The 18,109-nt window shown below is 56.7% G+C and carries 11 protein-coding genes and 1 pseudogene; 8 read left to right on the top strand and 4 right to left on the bottom strand.

Features of this window, described 5'->3' with window-relative positions; all coding sequences use genetic code 11:
* Positions 1-86 precede the first annotated feature (86 nt).
* From CHB79_RS05510 to CHB79_RS05525, 4 genes are all read left to right on the top strand, one after another.
* The gene (locus tag CHB79_RS05510) at positions 87-614 is read left to right on the top strand and encodes a TetR/AcrR family transcriptional regulator (protein ID WP_089359125.1); all 528 of its coding nucleotides are present in this window, start codon (positions 87-89) and stop codon (positions 612-614) included.
* Positions 611-1,741 (top strand): MFS transporter, encoded by a 1,131-nt coding sequence (locus tag CHB79_RS05515; protein ID WP_089359126.1) that lies wholly within the window; start codon positions 611-613, stop codon positions 1,739-1,741. Before CHB79_RS05510 ends, CHB79_RS05515 begins: the two co-directional genes overlap by 4 nt.
* 201 nt (positions 1,742-1,942) lie before the next feature.
* Positions 1,943-2,257: a helix-turn-helix domain-containing protein gene (locus tag CHB79_RS05520; protein WP_089359127.1), complete on the top strand. Its 315-nt coding sequence runs from the start codon at positions 1,943-1,945 to the stop codon at positions 2,255-2,257.
* Positions 2,257-3,561, top strand: coding sequence for a HipA domain-containing protein (locus CHB79_RS05525; RefSeq protein WP_089359128.1), 1,305 nt, complete (start codon positions 2,257-2,259; stop codon positions 3,559-3,561). Before CHB79_RS05520 ends, CHB79_RS05525 begins: the two co-directional genes overlap by 1 nt.
* 584 nt (positions 3,562-4,145) lie before the next feature.
* Here CHB79_RS05525 and CHB79_RS05535 read toward each other — a convergent pair.
* From CHB79_RS05535 to CHB79_RS05550, 4 genes and pseudogenes are all read right to left on the bottom strand, one after another.
* Positions 4,146-5,564 (bottom strand): diaminobutyrate--2-oxoglutarate transaminase, encoded by a 1,419-nt coding sequence (locus CHB79_RS05535; RefSeq protein ID WP_425439579.1) that lies wholly within the window; start codon positions 5,562-5,564, stop codon positions 4,146-4,148.
* A gap of 62 nt (positions 5,565-5,626) precedes the next feature.
* The gene (locus CHB79_RS05540) at positions 5,627-6,403 is read right to left on the bottom strand and encodes a thioesterase II family protein (protein ID WP_089359131.1); all 777 of its coding nucleotides are present in this window, start codon (positions 6,401-6,403) and stop codon (positions 5,627-5,629) included.
* A gap of 166 nt (positions 6,404-6,569) precedes the next feature.
* Positions 6,570-6,824: pseudogene (locus tag CHB79_RS05545) on the bottom strand (molybdopterin cofactor-binding domain-containing protein); the annotation flags it as partial.
* Between the two features lie 299 nt (positions 6,825-7,123).
* Positions 7,124-9,187, bottom strand: coding sequence for a TonB-dependent receptor (locus CHB79_RS05550; RefSeq protein WP_089359132.1), 2,064 nt, complete (start codon positions 9,185-9,187; stop codon positions 7,124-7,126).
* A 259-nt stretch (positions 9,188-9,446) separates the two neighbouring features.
* On the opposite strand from CHB79_RS05550, the gene CHB79_RS05555 reads away from it, so the two are divergent.
* The 4 genes from CHB79_RS05555 (at position 9,447) to CHB79_RS05570 (ending at position 18,103) form a co-directional block, all read left to right on the top strand.
* The gene (locus CHB79_RS05555; protein WP_089359133.1) at positions 9,447-10,424 is read left to right on the top strand and encodes a TauD/TfdA family dioxygenase; all 978 of its coding nucleotides are present in this window, start codon (positions 9,447-9,449) and stop codon (positions 10,422-10,424) included.
* Between the two features lie 7 nt (positions 10,425-10,431).
* On the top strand, positions 10,432-13,869 hold the full coding sequence (locus CHB79_RS05560; RefSeq protein ID WP_089359134.1) for a condensation domain-containing protein: 3,438 nt from the start codon (positions 10,432-10,434) through the stop codon (positions 13,867-13,869).
* 17 nt (positions 13,870-13,886) lie between these two features.
* Positions 13,887-14,930, top strand: coding sequence for a TauD/TfdA family dioxygenase (locus CHB79_RS05565; protein WP_089359135.1), 1,044 nt, complete (start codon positions 13,887-13,889; stop codon positions 14,928-14,930).
* Between the two features lie 110 nt (positions 14,931-15,040).
* A complete protein-coding gene (locus CHB79_RS05570; protein WP_089359136.1) occupies positions 15,041-18,103 on the top strand; it encodes a non-ribosomal peptide synthetase in 3,063 nt (1,020 codons plus the stop codon).
* The last annotated feature ends 6 nt before the right edge of the window (positions 18,104-18,109 follow it).

The following is an 18,109-nucleotide window of genomic DNA, read 5'->3' on the forward strand; positions in this document are numbered from 1 at the left end:
GATAACCATTGTTGATGCTGAACGCGGACTTGCAGGTTCGATGCAGTGGGTTTGACAGAGTAAAATGATCGTTTTACTCTCAAGGCATGGATACCATAACCAAGCTTATTTGCACTGCGGAATCCCTTTTCGATCGGCATGGTTTCACTGCCACCGGAATGGACCGTCTCATCAACGCCGCGGGTATGTCGAGTAGAACGCTCTACAAGCATGCAGGAAGCAAGCATTCACTGATCGTCCAAGTACTCAAGGCGCGGGACCAACGCTTCATGAGCCGGCTGGAGGTGGATAGCATCAATGAGCTGTTCCTGAAGCTAGAAGATTGGTTGAGGCTGGAGAGTTGTCGAGGCTGCCTGTTCTTGCGCGCTCATGGCGAAACCGGAGGCGACATCGCGGAGATTGCCGAGGCTGTAGCGGCCCATAAAGACCGGCTAAGGGAAAAGATCGAGGAAATTGTCAGGTCTGAAACCGGCGGGGCGGGCGACAAGGCCTTGGTTGAACAAATCCTCATCTTATTTGAAGGTGCAACTGCTGTAGCGGCCTATCGTGGCGCAGAGGCCGTAGTGTCAGCGCGCCTTGCGGCTGTCGCACTGCTGGAAAAGGCAAGGTCATGAGGTCGAGCTTATCCCTCGCTGCGACAGGGTTCGGGCTGATCGCCGTTTGTTATGGCCTGGCCCGTTTCGCCTTCGGTTTGTTCCTGCCCCGGATCGACGCTGATTTGTCCTTGTCTACGACATTGAGCGGATTGATAGCAGGAGGGTCTTTTTTGGGCTATTGCGGCGCTATCATCCTGTCTGCACATCTAACCGAGCGCTTAGGTGCTCGTGCCGTTGCCATTGGCGCAGCGCTGGTCGCGGCGATTGGTATGGTTGGAATTGCAACTGCGCCTTCTTCACTTTGGCTCGCGTGTGCCGTGATGCTTGCAGGATCGAGCACAGGCTTGGCGTCACCGCCCATGGCCGCCGCAGTGGCCGCTGCGGTCCAACCCGATCGGCAGGAATCCATCAATACAGTCATTAATGCGGGTACCGGGGCCGGTGTTGTGCTTTCGGGGCCAGTAGCGTTGATGCTGGGTGGTCAATGGCGACTAGCATTCGCGGTCTTTGCCGCACTTGCGTTGTGCATGGCGATTGCCGCAGCGGTGAGCATGCCGGCCAAGACCAAAACCATCACGAATAGCGTAACGGGATTGCCTGTATTCAATAGGGCGCTCAAGCGTCTGATTATCGCATCGCTGCTGATGGGCGCCGCCAGTACCGCCATCTGGTCATTTGGCAGCCAACTGGTCAGGCTACGCTTGGGCTGGAGCGAATCTGGTGCCGGGTGGCTGTGGATCGCAATAGGTGCTGCCGGGATTGTGGGGGCAGGGGCTGGGCGCCTGGTTACAGGCTTTGGAGTTGACCGGGTACATCGGGCCTTCCTGGCGGCCATGGCCTGCGGCATTCTTTTTATAGGAATCGCCAATACCACCCCAGCGCTGACGGTTGCTGGCGGGGTTCTCTTCGGTGCTGCCTACATCATGCTTACTGGTGTCTACCTGGTCTGGGGCGTTTCGGCTTTACCCGAGCGTCCCGCCACGGGGCTGATGATTGGCTTTCTTTGTATTGCCATCGGGCAGACTGCAGGCGCACCGGTTTTCGGTTTGTTGATGGATAACCTCACTGCCAATTACGCGGTTGCTCTGTTTGCATGTCTTGCCTGCACAGCAGGGCTGGCGCGCAGAGGCCAGTGTTTGGCTTAGCCGCGGTGCTAAATCGGTTAGCTGCCCTGTTAATCCTCATGCCTGTGAGGATTATTGCTTAAATTAGCTGTAAAACATAAAAACCTCATGATCGTGCGGAATTATTGAAACCTGGGTGCTGATCAACTAAAGTCCACACAAGCGTGTGGATTTTTCCTTGTTTGCGTATATGCAAACAAGGCTGCGAGTAGAGGTCTTCAAATGAAAATCGACATCGAATCTGCTGAGCAAGTTGGGCAACTCATACGAGCCAGCCGCAAGGCTATGCAGATACGCCAAGATGATGCGGCAGGCCTTATCGGCGTCTCGGAAAACTTCCTCGGTAAAGTTGAGCGTGGCGGTGAAACTGTCCAATGGGGCAAGCTGTTTCAAGTGATGCAGGGGCTTGGCCTGTCGATAACGATCGAGGTCCCGGAGCAATTCGCTGACGAGATCCAAAAGGTGCTCACCGACACGCAGAAGAAGGCTGCTCAATCCACAGCTACAGCCAAAATCAATAAGCCTGAGGCGGGTTGATGGAACGCTCACTCAATGCCTGGATCAACCAGACACTTGTCGGCACGCTGCGCGAGAACAACGGTTTATGGGCCTTTTGCTACAGCGAACAGTGGTTGGCCGACCCGTTAGCCCATCCTTTGTGCCCACTGCTTGCTCTCCAGAACGAAGAGCATTGCGACGGTGCAACGACTCGTCCAGTGCAGTGGTATTTCGATAATCTGTTGCCGGAGGAGGGGCAGCGGCAACTCATCGCCAAAGCCGCACATGTTGCAATTGAGGATGCCTTCGCCTTGCTGCAGCATTTCGGCGCTGAGTCAGCAGGTTCCCTGACGCTCTTGCCTCCAGGGCAAAAGCCCGGACCTGGAAGCATGGCGGCACTGCCCGACGCTGAACTGTCGAAACGTATAACGGCGATGCCCAGAATACCCCTGGCTGAGCAGGCAGCCAAAAAGATGTCCCTGGCGGGCGCGCAACACAAGGTGGCTGTCATATATAGAGATGGCCGGATATTTGAGCCAACCGGGAGCGAGCCATCGACCCATATACTCAAGCCCGATCACCCCGATGACTCCTGGCCACACAGCGTAATCAATGAGTGGTTCGTGATGAAACTGGCTGAGCGGGTTGGGTTACCTGTACCTAGTGTGCATCGCCTGTATGTGCCGCAACCGGTGTACCTTATTACGCGTTTTGACCGGTTTGAACAAGAGCACAGATGGGCGCGCCTGCACTGTATCGACGCCTGTCAATTAACAGGGCTTTCCAGAGAGTTCAAATACAGCGCTGGAAGCATGGAGCGCATTGCAGATCTGGCTAATCAGTGTAGACCTGCAGCACTGGCCAGGCTGCGGTTGTATCAATGGCTGATCTTTAACGTGCTGGTGGGCAATGAGGATGCACACCTGAAAAATCTTAGTTTCTTGCTCTCGGCAAAGACTGTGCATTTGTCGCCGTTCTACGATTTGCTGTGCACAGCGGTGTATGGCACACGCGCTTTTGAGAAGGATCAGTGGCCTGCACGTTCAGAGTTGGCCTGGCCAATTAACGGAGCGCAGCGTCTGTTGGATATTTCAGTGTCGCTCTTAGTCAGTGCCGGCGAATCCATGGGGATCAAACCAACAACTGCGCGCGACAACATTCAAAAGCTAGTAGAGCGCCTGGGCATAGAAGCACCGAAGCTGTTGGATGAAGTCATCCATGAGAATAAACAACTGCTTAGGAACAGACCTGAACTTGGGCCTACCTTAGCAGGCGAGATTCGGCTGCTGCGAAGTATCAATGCAATCGTCATCAACGAGATGACAGCGCAGCTTGCGCGTTAGGCTTCAACTTAAAAGCTGAAGACTGAACGACGGAGCTTGTGCATCTTGATTAGCATTGGGATGTATTTGATCAGAACGAGACACGAGGCGGAGGCGTAGCCACAAGACTGCCATTCAAACAGAATACTCAATTTAACATAATATACATTATGCGAAGCATTGGCCTCAATCATCTGCGGCAATCCTCCCAGTAAGCGTACAGCATGAAATCCGCTAAGCTCTATGTGAAGCTTTATGTCAGAGCGCCTAAGGCGAAACCTAAAATTAATCCGAAGATCATTCCGGGCCAAAACCCAGCGAAATAGTGAACAAAGAAAACCGGGCGTGCGCGCTTTGGCTTGAATGGTACCTGCTGAGCATTACCAGCTTGTTCCTGACGCTTCTCGGCGCGATACCAATCTCGGTCTTGCATGGACATCGGAAAGCCCCAAATAGAAATTAGGCTTGATAATCCAACCCTTAGGTTTTCTGCGCAATAGTCTCTTTAGGAACCGTACCGAATCGGCGATCTAGTATTTCAGCCAATCGTAGCTTTTGGATATGACTGGGAATCGGCAGCTCTAATGAGCTGCCGGTCATAAACACTAAACCATCTGCAGTGTTTTGCTCGTGGTTGCTTTCAGTGCTTGATCCAAAGCCTGTTGGAAGCGCTCGACCAACAAATCAATTTCTTCAGCCTGAATTAGTAACGGCGGCAGGAACCGCACCACAGCACCATGACGTCCACCCAGCTCAAGTATGATGCCCAGGCGCAGGCACTGTTGCTGTATGGCTGAGGCCAGTGCCGAGTTCGCCGGCGGTACAGCGTTACCATCGGCGGCACCGACTATTTCTGTGCCAACCATCAGGCCACGGCCACGCACATCACCAATGCATGGATAGTCAGCCTGCAATTGCCGCAGTTGGTTCATCAAGCGTTCGCCCATAGTGGCTGCATGAACTGGCAAATTCTCGCTAATAATGTGGCGCAAGGTTGCTGTGCCAGCAGCCATTGCCATTTGATTACCACGGAATGTGCCTGCATGGGCACCTGGTTTCCAGCTATCCAGCTCTTCCCGGTAAACCAGTACGGATAACGGCAAGCCCCCACCAATTGCCTTGGACAGCACCAGAATATCGGGTTCGATATTGGCTTGCTCGAAAGCAAATAGGCTGCCGGTTCGACCCAGGCCCGTCTGCACTTCGTCAATGATCAGTGTGACTCCGTACTTGCGGGTCAGATGACGTAAGCCCTGGAGCCAACGCACTGGCGCCGGAATCACTCCACCCTCCCCTTGGACTACTTCGACGACCACCGCTGCCGGAGGTAATACGCCGGATTCCGGGTCGCTCAACAACTGCTCTATATAGTGCAAACCTGCGTCTATTCCAGCCTCGCCACCCAGGCCAAAGGGGCAGCGATAATCGTAGGGATAAGGCAAGAACTGCACCTCCGCCATCGCTGCGCCCAAGGCCAGTTTCGGCCCCAAATTGCCCATCAAGCTCAATGCGCCATGGGTCATGCCATGGTAGCCACCGGAGAAGGACAATATCGGGTTGCGCCCGGTTGCGGTGCGAGCCAATTTGAGCGCCGCCTCTATGCCATCGGCTCCGGTCGGGCCACAGAACTGAATGCGGGCGTGCTGGGCAAAGCTGGCGGGCAAGGCAGCGAATAGAGTTTCTACAAAGCTATCTTTGACTGGCGTAGTCAGGTCCAGAGTATGCAAAGGCAAACCAGAGTCCAGCGTCTGGCGCATGGCTGCGATAGCCTGCGGATGATTGTGTCCGAGCGCCAGAGTTCCGGCACCGGCCAGGCAATCCATAAACAGCTGTCCTTGAGTGTCTTGTACATAAAGCCCGTGAGCTTCCTTTAGCGCAAGAGGAATACGTCGCGGGTATGAACGTGCATTGGATTCGCGGGCAGTCTGACGCTGCAAATAAGCATTGCTGTTGAGGTCACGCAGGCCTTGTTGACGAAAGTGTTCAAGGTTAAATGTAGTGCTGGACGGGGGCAGGTTCTGGATAGATTCCACGATAAGTTTCCCTTGGGGAGTGGCAATTTGTCTGGGTAAAGCGGCGCCTTGCCTCACATAGCGGCATACCCGGATCGGCGTTGTGGGCCGAGTTGGTGTTGAATCAGGCTCAGCAGCTCGGCTTGACGCTCGAATAGATAGAAGTGCCCGCCCGCGAAGAGTTGGGTCTGACAGCCTGCCTGGGTTTCGATGGCCCAGGCATCGAGCAATGCCAAAGGCACGTTGGCATCGTCGCGACCGGCCAGTACGCTGATTGGACAGGTCAAAGGCTGGTCGGGGCGATAACTGTAATTCTCGCAAAGGGCGAAATCGGCGCGAATGATCGGCAGGAATAACGCCAACCATTCCGGGTTGTCACACAGTTCTTGAGGCAGGCCATTCATGCTGCGGATATGCTCAAGAAAGGCTGCATCCGGCAGATCGGACAGGCGCTCACGCCAGCCATGAACCGAGGGTGCCGTGCGCGCGGAAACCAGCAAAGCATTAGGCACTAAGCCGCGCTTTTGCAAGGCTCGCGCGGTTTCGAAGGCCAATAGAGCCCCCATGCTGTGGCCGAAGAAGGCAAAGTGCTCTGGCCCCTGCTCTGCATGCGCTATTGCCTGAGCCAGCGTGCCGACCAACGCATCAAGCGAAGTGGCTTGAGGTTCGCCGAAGCGCTCGCCGCGCCCAGGCAGTTTGATCAGTGCCAGCTCTATTTCCGCTGGCAATTGAGCACGCCAATGCTGATACACAGTGTGCCCAGCCCCTGCATAGGGAAAGCAATATAGGCGTTGCGTGGGCGGAACTGTGCCACGCAGCAGTGAAAACCAAGGATTGGGGGAAGCAGGCATTTGCGTCCTTAATTTGGCAGGCAGTAGATGGTTCGCCCGAGCGTGAGCCTAATCTAAACATAATCTAATGCGAATGATAATACCTATCATTCGTTTTAAATAATAATTTAACAAATCCCCCACCTCTGCAGCCGAATCATCTAGATCAAGGGTTAATAGAACGCTTGGTATGCATCATCAGGAGCGCCACAGCGCCATTAACCTGCGCTTCCACGATGGCTGGATTGACGATGCTGCCCGGGTCAATTGCCTGCCAAATGTCGTGAACTTTGACCTGACCATTTTCTATCGACACTTCGGCAACCACTGCCGTTTCGGTACCGAACGGTGAAGCCATAGCTACGCCCCGCGCGCGACGTGAGCCATCTTCGGCGGTGAAAGGTCCGCGCTTCCAATCACCAGAGAGGTCAGCTACTGTGCGGCAAGCCTGCTACAGGCGAGTGCGCAACCCACGCCGACAGACTCGGTATGGCTGTGAACAGATAGAATGATTGGGTTAACAGCTGATGTGGCAACTGTCATAACAGCGCGCATCGTTTCTGGCGCTGAGGCGGGAGTGGTTCAAGTGGAAAATGTGTGCAAGGCAGTGCTCTAAAACACAGAGATGACGACTCAACGAGGCAAGTCTGATTGAGCTTGAAAGCTGCTGGCTAAATCCTGAAGAATTCAGACAGCGGTGAAACCGGACGCGGAGAATTGGCTTCCCCGCGTCCAGCGGTTTTACATGTCGTAACGCAGAATCAAACCCATGGTGCGTGGGGCACCGGCATCAATGATGTCGTCATTGCGATTGTTGGTGATGTATTCCTTGTCAAAGACGTTCTTCACGTAGCCCGAAACCGCGACGTTCTTGGTGACTTTGTACTCAGCATTGACGTTAGCCAGCCAATAGTTGTCGCTCTTGTGTTCGTCAATGACCTTGCCGGCGGCGTCGAACTCATATTCTGAAGGCGAAGTACTCTGATAGACAACGTCGGTGTTCAGGGTCACGCGGTCATTCCAGCGATAGGTGGCGCCCATGGTCATCTTGTACTTAGGCGAAAACAGGAAGTTCTCGCCGCTCATATCACGGCCGTCGCTGGTGACAAAGTCCTTGTATTCACCATCGGTTATGGAAGCACCGGCGTTCAGGGTCAACTGTTGGCCGAAGTCTTTTTCGACAGAGACTTCCAGGCCCTTGATGTCACTGCGACCGGCGTTGAATACTTCAAGGAACTCGGTTTGCGGATTCAGCACGCTGACCTGTTGGTCTTTCCACTCGGTGTAATACATGTTGGCGCGGGTACGCAGGGTTTGATTCATGAACGAACCCCGGTAGGACAACTCGTAGTTGGTGGTGTATTCCGGATCGTAGGATTCGTGACCGCTACCAGCTCGAACGTTCACGCCGCCGCCGCGATAGCCGCGCTGCACCATGAACCCAAGGTATTGGTGGGCAGCCAACTCATAGTCAAGGCCGAGTTTTGGCAGGACTGCATCGGAGGTCTGCTTGTCTTTGCCAGGCTCAGAGAAGTCATCTTGTTTGACGTTAGTATCGTTGGTTTCGTGGTCGTAGCGCAGGCCGGTGATCAAGGTCCAGCGCGGGACAAAAGTCCAGTTAACTTCACCGAAAACAGCCTTGTTTTCGATGGTGGTGTCGCCCTTGACGACACCGAACAAGCTATCACCAGCGTACAAGCGGTCGTGGAAGTCGTTGGTGTTGTGGCCGTAATAGAGGCCAGCAAAGCTCTTCACCGTGTCGCCTTCATAGTTCAGGCGTAGTTCTTGGCTGAACAAGCCACCGTCCTGCTTGCGCAATACGAACTGATCGGCCGAGGACGATTGATCAAAGTCCAGGCGCGCGTCGTAGTCCGAATCGGTATTTGCCGTGAGGCTGGTAATCGACCAGCTATTATCCAGACGGTAATCTACCTTGGCGCTGAAAGTGTCCTGTTTGAGCTTGTCGTAAGCCTCGGTGTTGGAGTCGATTTTGTAATAACGAACCCTGCCACCCTGACGAATAGATGCATTATCGCCCTTGCGGCTTTCACCGTGAGCGTAGGACAACAGCACGTCGGTATCGTCGTTAGGCAGGATCAGCAACTTGCCGCGCGTATTTGCGGTGCGAGTCTTGTTGGCATCATCACCGTTGAACAGGTTCTCGATATAGCCATCACCTTCCTGGTAATCGACGGCGATACGGCCAGCGATCTTGCCATCAATGATCGAGCCACCACCGGCGACAGCCCCGCCGCGCTCGTTGTAGTTGCCCCCATTGGCTTGTGCGGAAAAGCTCGGTTCAAAGGTTGGATTCTTGGTCTGGATAACTACCGCGCCTGCCAAGGAGTTACGGCCTTGGGTGGTGGACTGCGGGCCGAGGAACACTTCCACCTGCTCCACATCCCAGAGAGGGACGGGGCTTAGCGTCAGTGTGCGGTTGGGCTGCACCGCGCCGTCGACGAATACCGAAACTGCACCGTTGAGTGCGGCCGGCCCTTGTTCGTCGAAACCAGTCACAGGTACGCCACGGATACCCCAGTTTTCGTTACCGGATTGGGTGTAGACGCCCGGCGTGCGCGCGAACACATCGACCAGGTCATGGTCCTGTTTCTCGCGCAATTGTTGCTCGGTAAACACCGCCACGCTCGACTGGGTTTGCTCCAGACTGCGATTGATTTTCTCACCTGTCACAGTGACCGGAGCCAGCTCCACCGAGTTCGTCTCCTCGGCTGCCCATACGCCGCTGTTAGCCAGACACACTGCCGACCCCACGGCCAGTGCGATTGTATTTTTCTTGAAGTTCACGCCCCGCTCTCCTTTGGCAAATATTAGTGTTTTTTTTCTATTGTCCCGAACAACGCCGCTGTCCCCAGCCTGCGGGAGTTTAATCTGAAAACAAAAAGTAAACAAGATTGATAATTAATCTCATTTGTAATAAATATGCTGTCGTGGATAAGCGAGAATACATATCAGTCGTAATTAGCGTAGCGGCCTCTGCCAGGTTTTCCAGGTTTGCCTACGCCACAGCGTCTGACTGCAGTGAGACTCAAAAGGATGCGCTAGGATGACTTCAACCGAACACCTGAACGGGCGTTCCGACCCCTTACCCAATACGCCAGGGACTGGCCATGAACAGACGTTGCCAGTGCTGATACAGGCAACTCCGGGACAGTCTATTCAGGATCTAGATGCGTCGATTCGCAGCACCTTAGACCATGCACTGGTCACCGTTGGCGGCGTGCTGTTTCGCGGCTTTAACGTCCCAACTCCCATTGATTTCAAGCGTTTCGCCGCCAGTTTCGGCGCCCCGCTGGCCAGCTATGAGTTTGGCTCTACGCCGCGCAGCAAAGTCTTCGCTGGGGTGTACAGCTCCACCGAATACCCAGCCCATCAATTCATTCCCTTGCACAATGAGCAGGCCTATACCCGGCCATGGCCTTCGCGTATCTGGTTCCACTGCATCAAGGCCAGTGAAACCGGCGGCGAAACGCCGATTGCCGACAGCCGCTTAATCTATCAACGCATGCCCAGCGACATACGCGAACTGTTTGCCAGCCGCGAGCTGCTTTATGTACGCAATTACAGCGGCGCGCTTGATCTGCCTTGGCAGAAAGTATTCAACACCGAAGATCGCGCTCAGGTCGAACGTTACTGCCTTGATAACGACATCGAGTGGCAATGGAAAGACGACGGCGAACTGCGCACCCGTCAGCGTTGCCAAGCAGTGCTGCAGCATCCCGAGACGGGTGAATGGGTCTGGTTTAACCAGGCGCACCTGTTCCACGTATCAGCCATCGAGCCCAGTGTGCGCGCCAGTCTGCTGGCGGCCGTAGGTGAAGAAAATCTGCCGCGCCATGTGTATTTCGGCGATGGCTCGCCCATCCCTGACGAAGTGCTCGACAGCGTGCGCGAGGTGTATCGCCAGACCGCCATCAGTTTCCCCTGGCAACCCGGCGACATCTTGATGCTCGACAATCGACTGGTCGCACACGGCCGTAATCCTTACACCGGTGACCGCAAAGTCATCGTTGCCATGGCGTGAATTGCACATGTTCTCTTTCAATCATTGGATCGAAGTACTGGAAAGCAATGCCGCACGTTTCGGCGAGCGCGCAGCCCTGCATTTCTTGCCGGACGGCGTCGAGATTGGCCAGTCCCTGACCTTTGCCCAACTGCACGAGCAGAGCCAGTCTCTCGCGGCTGCGCTGCAGGCCCGCTACGCGCCGGGCGAGCGCGTATTGTTGATGCTGCCCAGTAGCCTCAACTATGCCCGCGCCTTCTGCGCCTGTTTGTATGCCGGGCTGATCGCTGTGCCGCTGTTTCCACCGCCATCGCGTAAACCTCGTCACCTTGATCGCGTACGCAAGGTTGTGGTCGATGCCGAACCGGCATTGATCCTCACACCGTCAGATCACTGCCAGAGCCTGCGGGAGCTGGTCGAAAACCAGATTGATGTTTTGACGATCGAGGATCTCGGCACACCGCCAGCCAGTGCCTGGACGCGCCCGTATGTGGACGGTGCAACTGTCGCTTTCCTGCAATACACCTCCGGCTCCACCGGCACGCCCAAAGGCGTCGAGGTGCGCCAACGCAACCTGATCGCCAATGTTGAACTGATGCGCCAGGCTTATGGTTTTGATGAACATGGCGGCATGGTCAACTGGTTGCCGCTGTACCACGACATGGGTTTGATCGGTGGTTTGTTGGCACCGCTGTATAGCGGAATGCCTTGCTACCTGATGGCCTCGCAAACCTTTGTCAACGCACCATCGACATGGTTGCAGGCCTTGAGCCGTTACCGCGCCACCGCCAGTTTCGCCCCCAACTTCGCCTACGCCCTGTGTAATCGTGTTGTCAGCGACAACCTGATCGCTCAGCTTGACCTCAGCGCTTGGCAGCATGCAATCAACGGTGCCGAACCCATCCACCCCGCCACACTCGAAACCTTCGCCCAGCGCTTTGCCGCCTGCGGCCTCAACCCGTTGGCGATCAGCCCCGGTTATGGTCAGGCTGAAGCCACTCTGTGTGTCAGTGCTACGCCAGCCGATGCCGCGCCCGTGGTGCTGCGCCTGGACAAGTCCGCGCTGGAAGCCGGTCGCGTCGCCTTGGCAACAGGTGGAGCTCCTGCCGTGGAGTTTGTCGCCTGCGGTTATCCGCAAGCTTTGCACGATATCGCCATCGTTAATCCGCACAGTCATGAGCGGTGCGCGGCTGATTGCATCGGCGAAGTCTGGCTAAGCGGGCCGAGCAACGCTGAAGCCTATTGGAAAAACCCGGAAGCCAGTCGCGAGGCCTTCGAGGCGCGCATCGTCGGTGAATCAGGGCATTATCTACGCTCCGGCGACTTGGGCTTTATCCATGAAGGCCAAGTGGTGATTTGCGGCCGGCTCAAGGACCTGCTGATCCTCAATGGCCGCAACCTCTATCCTCACGATATTGAATTTGCCATTACCGATGCCGAGCCGGGCATTCGCACCGGGCGCATAGCTGCGTTCTCTGAGATGGACCCATTACTGGGCCGCGAAAAACTGGTGATTGTCGCTGAACCGCAGCGAAAATTTGTCGATCAAGCGCATCATCCAGCTCTGTTTGCTTCAATGCAGAACGCCGTACGGGATGCCGCCGAGTGTGGCATCGATCAGATCGTGTTAGTGGAAGCTGGCACCATCCCGATGACCACCAGCGGCAAGATCGCTCGCCAAGGCGCCCGCAAGCAGTTGGCCGCTGGCACCCTGTCCATTATTGCCCAGCACGGCGACCAAACCTCGGACACTGGCGAGCACCTCAACCGTGCGCAGCTTTTCGAGTCTGTTGCCGATGCTTCTGTTTCCGCCCTGCCCGCTTGCCGCCAATGGCTGGAACAGACGCTGCGCGAGGTCAATCCGTATCTGGCGGTAGACTTCGACCATAGTTTGATCAGCTTGGGGCTGGATTCCATCAGCATTGCCGACTTCGCCGCGCGTTTGCACACGGATCTGGGCTGGAACCTGAACAAGCAACAACTGTTCGGTGAGCAAAGCCTTGCCGACTGGGCGCAGGAACTGCTGTCCTTCCTCGCCGAGCCCACATCGCACCCTGAAGACACCTTGACCGAGCGCCGCCACACCAACCAAGAGCAAGGCCGTCAATCCTTTGCCCAAAGCCGCTTGTGGTTCCTGCGCCAACTGAATCCCGAGGACACTCAGCACAATTTGGTATTTCACCTGAGCCTGCAAGGCGCACTGGACACTGAAACCCTGGCGTCGCGACTTAATGCGTTGGTCAATCGTCATAGCGTATTGCGCACCGTATATAACGATGGTGTAGACGGTCCGCAACAACGGATTTTGCCAACTGAGGCTGTGGCTCTGAAGTGGATTGATCTGCGCGATCAACCCGCAGCGCAGCAGCAACAAGCGCTCACTGATTGCCTGACCCGGGAACAGTTCACACCAATTGATCTGCAGCGCGGCCCATTGCTGCGCGCGCAATTACTCAGCCGCGACGATGAACAGCACGACCTGTTATTGAGTCTGCATCACATCGCCTTCGACGGACGCTCGGCGCAACTGCTGCTGGCGGAACTGGCCGGTACATCCACCGCCGAGTTGCCGCCGCAGTACCTGGATTTCGCCCTTTGGGAAAGCGAACACTGGAGCGATGCACGAATCGCGGCGGAACAAGACTTCTGGCGCGAACATCTGGCGGATATACCGCAAAGCATCGAACTGGGCGGAACTGGATCGGGCCATGGCGCCCACAGCCTGAACTTCACACTCGCCCAATCCAGTTGCGAATCCCTGTCACTCGTCGCCCGTGAGCAAGGCATGACCTTGTTTATGTTGCTGCTGGCGAGCTATCAACTGGTGCTCAAGCAATTGGGTGGCCAGCAACAGTTTCTGCTGGGCACCGATGTCGGCGGACGTCCATTGGCTGAGCACAACGAGGTGATTGGCTTCTTCGTCAATCAGCTGACCTTGCGTTGCGACCTGCGCGGCGATCCGACTTTCGCTGCCTTGCTCAAGCAGGTCCGCGATCAGGCGCGTCTGGCGTATGCCCACCAAGAGCTGCCGTTCGATCTGGTGGTATCAGCGCTGGCACCGCAACGTCGCCCCGGTCACTCGCCGTTGTTCCAAGTCAAGCTTAATTACCAGCCTTCCCGAGTGACACCGACTGCTATCGCCGGTGCACACATGACCGGGCTTGAAGTGACGCAAGCGCCGGGGGATTTCCATTTGGTGCTTGATCTGGTTCACGGCAGCGAAGGTATCGAGGCGACACTCAAGTTCCGCGCTGAGTTTTTCGATCAGAACCGGGCTCTGCGCCTGCAACAACTATGGACACGCCTGTTGGATGAGAGCCACAAGCTGCTGGACCAGCCATTGTCGGCAATCGCTGAACGGCTCGCCACCTGGGATCAGGAATTCCAGCGTGAACAACAGCAATCCCGTGCGCAGGTCGGTCGCAGCTCGTTGCTGCAAGCCAAACGCCGCTCATTGACCCTCTAACCGAGTTGGATGCCTTTATGCCTATCGTGCCCCCACCGTCTCGCGCTCTTGGCGGCGTGCGTCGTAAAGCCATGAATGTCTCGCAACAGTTGGTCAGCGAGCGGCTGCTCAGCCCGGATTATGCCTTGCCGCTGGTGATTGAACCGGCGATCAGCGGTGTCGATCTGGCCGCCTGGGCGGCCGGTGAACGTGAAAGTCTGGAGCGCAAGCTGCTGCAATACGGCGCCTTGCTGTTTCGCGGGTTTTCGGTGCAGTCGGTGGAGCAGTTCGATCAGGTGATAGCCGCACTCTCCCCCGGCGCGCTGGAGTATATGTTTCGAGCGTCCCCGCGCACCCGAGTTGGCGGCAACATCTACACCTCGACCGATTACCCAGCCGACCAGATGATTTTCCCGCACAACGAGCATTCGTACTCGCCACGTTTCCCGCTGCGGTTGTTCTTTTACTGCCAGACCCCATCCGAGACCGGCGGCGAAACCCCGATTGGTTCGACCCGCGCGGTTAAAGCAAGGATCAGTCCGGAAATCGAAGCCCGCTTCCGTGAAAAAGGTGTGCTCTACGTGCGCAACTACGGCGATGGTTTCGGCCTGCCGTGGCAAAGCGTGTTCCAGTCCGAAGACCGTGACGAAGTGCAAAGCTACTGCGCCACTGTCGGCATCGAAGTGGAATGGAAGGCCAACAACCGCCTGCGAACCCGTCAACGCGGCCCTGCCGTGGTGCGCCATCCGCGCACTGGCGAAGAAGTCTGGTTCAACCATGCCACCTTCTTCCACATCAGCACCTTGCCACCGGCTATTCGCGACTCCTTGCAAAGCAACTTCACCGATCTCGACCTGCCGACCAACACTTTCTATGGCGACGGCGAATTGATCGAGCCAGAGGTGCTGGAGTCATTACGAGCCGCTTACCTCGACTCACTGGTGCGGTTCAGCTGGCAACAGGGCGACGTGCTCTTTATCGACAACATGCTCGCGGTACACGGTCGCGAACCCTTTACCGGCAAGCGCGCCATCCTCACCGGCATGGCTGAAGCCCTGCTGCAAGGTGACGTAGCTGTTTGATCTTTCAATGGGTGCCTCCAGCCAGACAGCAAAGGCCCAACTGACTCCAGTCAGTGGATTCCTGTCTCAGGTCAGCCCGGATTTACTCACATTTTGCAGTCGAGTTAAAAATGAACGGACTCCAAGGTTTTCGTATTTCGCCGCAACAGGCTTCGGTGTATCAGCACATCAACGGTAGCGCCCAACATTCATTGAGCTGCCATTTGCAGTGGAACTGCTGCTCTCCTGTATCGGCCGAGATCCTCACGCAACGGTTGAACGACCTGATCACCGCCAGTGAAATCCTGCGCACCCGCCTGGTGCCCGTGCCGGGCCTGCGTCATCCGGTTCAGGTGATCGATGAGTTTGTTGAACTGCCCATTGCCGTGCTCGACTTGCGCGCCCTTGACCCTGCCGCGCAGGACGCGGCGCTGGCACGCCTTCGCGAGCAAACCCATGACTGGAGGCAGCCGCTGACAGTGACGCTGGTACAGCTACCTGATGAACAATCGCTGCTCGATTTGGCAGGTGCCAGCACTCACTTCGACCTGAGCAGTTTGAAGCTGCTGGCCCGGGCATTGCTGCAAGACAGCAACACTCAGCACGCCGAAACCTTGCAATATGCCGACTACGCCGAATGGCGCTGGAACCTGAGCGAAGATGAGCCTGACCATCCGGGCGTGACCTTCTGGAAACAGCTGACGGGAAGTGAACAACCCAACTTGCAGTTATCGCTGGAGTCCGCCTCGGGCGATGGTTTTGCCCCGCAGCAACTAGACTTCACCCTCCCCGCACAGCTTGCCCGGCACCCGGCTCTGACATCGAACCTGATGCTCACGGCCTGGGCTGTCTTGCTGGCACGCCTCGCTGGTCAACAACAGATTGCACTGACGGTAATTGATGAAAACCGTGGCCCCGAGCTGGAAAGCGCGCTTGGCCTATTTGAGCAATGCCTGCCGCTGCGTTTCGATCTGGATACCCAGGCAACGTTGCTGGAGCAAAGCAAGACTATCGCAGCCAGCCTTGAGTGCAGCATAGGTTGGCAGGATTACTACACCCATGATCTCAATGGCGGCTACGCATTCGCCTGGCGTCAGCTCGATGCCAAGCAACGCTATGCCAGCGCTGTGTTGAATCCAGTGAAAGCCTGCCTGAATCTGTATCAGGCAGCGGATGCTATTCAGGCTCAGTTGATTTACGACAGCCATATTTTGAGTGGCAATGCCGCAGCCTGCCTCGGCGAACAATGGTTACAGCTGCTGCAAGGCGCGTTGAACGAACCGCAACAGGGCTGGACGCAACTGCCATTGGCTGGGCCGCTTCAATTGCAAACCATCAGCGCCGAGGCGACCCAGCCCGCTATTGAACCTGTGACCTTGGTCGAGCTGATCGACCGTCAAGTGCGGCAAAAGCCAAACACCATCGCCCTGAGCGACAAGGATGGCGACCTGAGCTATGCGGCGCTTGATGCCAACGCCAGCCGCCTGGCCCATCAATTGGTGGCTGCTGGGATTGGTCCCGGCGTACCTGTGGGCATTCTGTTTGCCCGTGGCAATGCTGCGGTAGTCGCCATGCTCGCGGTATTGAAAGCTGGTGGCGCCTACCTGCCGGTTGATCCGAGTTATCCAGCGGATCGTCGCGCCTACATGCTGGCCGACAGCGCCATTGCACACATTGTGGTCAGCCCCGAACTGGCCGACAGCGTACCCGCCAGCCTGCAACGCTTTGTTCTCGACGACCTGAACGCGACCGATGTCCACGACCTGCCACCGCTGGCTTGGCCGGGTGCCGATGATCTGGCCTACCTGATCTACACCTCGGGCTCCACCGGCGCGCCGAAAGCCGTGGAAATCAGCCACTCTGCCCTGAGTTATTCGACTCAGGTGCGCATGGCCACCTATGCCACGCCAGTGCAGGCTTACTTGCTGCTGTCGTCGTTTGCCTTCGACAGTTCGGTGGCGGGAATTTTCTGGACTCTGGCCCAAGGCGGCCGCTTGGTATTACCGGCCCCAGGCGAAGAACTGGAGATGCCGAGATTGACCCAGTTGATTGTCCAGCACCGGGTCAGCCATGGCCTGTCGCTGCCCTCCTTGTATCAAGCCCTGCTCGAACAACTGCAACGCACTGCCGGGGCCGACAGCCTCGAATGCTGGATAGTCGCCGGTGAAGCCTGCCCGCCGTCGCTGGTTGCTCAGCACAGCAAGTCCTTGCCAAACACCGCGTTAGTCAATGAATACGGTCCCACCGAGGCCACTGTCTGGGCCACTTATGAAGTGCTCGACCCGAACCGCAGCCTCAGCATCGGTCGGCCGATTGCCGGTATGGACTTGCGGGTGTTGAACGAGCATGGACTAACCTGCGGTGTCGGTGAGCCGGGGGAAATCGTACTTGCAGGCCCAACTCTGGCGCGAGGTTATCGCAACAAACCCGAAGAAACCGCCAAAGCCTTTATCAGCCTCGCTGATGGCACCCGCGCCTACCGCACAGGCGACCTCGCCTGCTGGCTGGCGGACGGCCGCTTGACGTTCCTTGGCCGCAAGGATCATCAGGTCAAGCTGCGGGGCTACCGCATCGAACTCGGCGAGATCGAGCGACAACTGTGCAGCCACAGCGATGTGCGTGAAGCTGCAGTGATCGTCCAGGAACACGCCACGGGCAAACGCCTGTTGGCTTACGTTCTGGCCGCCCATGGCTACGCACCTAACTCGGAGGCCATCAAGCGCTTCCTCGGCGAGCGCCTGCCGTCATACATGGTGCCAGCCCAGGTACTGACCCTGGCGAGCTTCCCGCGTACCCCCAACGGCAAACTTGACCCGAGCCAGTTGCCTGACCCGGACCAGCTCGACGCAAGCGCCCATGTAGCGCCGCGCAACGACATGGAAAGCACCCTGCAATCGATTGTCGGCAAAGTCCTGAAACTGCCTTCCGTGAGTGTTACCGAGAGCTTCTTCGCCATCGGCGGCGACTCGATCCTCAGCTTGCAAGTGGTCGCCCAGGCACGCGAACGAGGCATCGCGCTGTCGGCCAAAGATGTATTCGAACGCCAGACCATTGCGGGAATGGCCGAGGTCGCACAGTTGCTGACCACCGACACCATACAGCCCCAGGTCCAGAGCAGCGAGTTCAGCGCCTCGGGCCTGAGCGAAGACGAAATGCAGGCGCTGCTGGACGAACTCAATGATTCCGAATTTTGACCGCTA

Origin of the sequence: Pseudomonas segetis (assembly GCF_900188155.1) — a bacterium.
Lineage (GTDB): Bacteria > Pseudomonadota > Gammaproteobacteria > Pseudomonadales > Pseudomonadaceae > Aquipseudomonas > Aquipseudomonas segetis.

What these genes read in the sequence shown, in the direction of transcription:
- CHB79_RS05510 (WP_089359125.1), top strand. Translation starts at nt 87, where the DNA reads ATGGATACCATAACCAAGCTTATTTGCACTGCGGAATCCCTTTTCGAT.
- CHB79_RS05515 (WP_089359126.1), top strand. Translation starts at nt 611, where the DNA reads ATGAGGTCGAGCTTATCCCTCGCTGCGACAGGGTTCGGGCTGATCGCC.
- CHB79_RS05520 (WP_089359127.1), top strand. Translation starts at nt 1,943, where the DNA reads ATGAAAATCGACATCGAATCTGCTGAGCAAGTTGGGCAACTCATACGA.
- CHB79_RS05525 (WP_089359128.1), top strand. Translation starts at nt 2,257, where the DNA reads ATGGAACGCTCACTCAATGCCTGGATCAACCAGACACTTGTCGGCACG.
- CHB79_RS05540 (WP_089359131.1), bottom strand. Translation starts at nt 6,403, where the DNA reads ATGCCTGCTTCCCCCAATCCTTGGTTTTCACTGCTGCGTGGCACAGTT.
- CHB79_RS05555 (WP_089359133.1), top strand. Translation starts at nt 9,447, where the DNA reads ATGACTTCAACCGAACACCTGAACGGGCGTTCCGACCCCTTACCCAAT.
- CHB79_RS05560 (WP_089359134.1), top strand. Translation starts at nt 10,432, where the DNA reads ATGTTCTCTTTCAATCATTGGATCGAAGTACTGGAAAGCAATGCCGCA.
- CHB79_RS05565 (WP_089359135.1), top strand. Translation starts at nt 13,887, where the DNA reads ATGCCTATCGTGCCCCCACCGTCTCGCGCTCTTGGCGGCGTGCGTCGT.
- CHB79_RS05570 (WP_089359136.1), top strand. Translation starts at nt 15,041, where the DNA reads ATGAACGGACTCCAAGGTTTTCGTATTTCGCCGCAACAGGCTTCGGTG.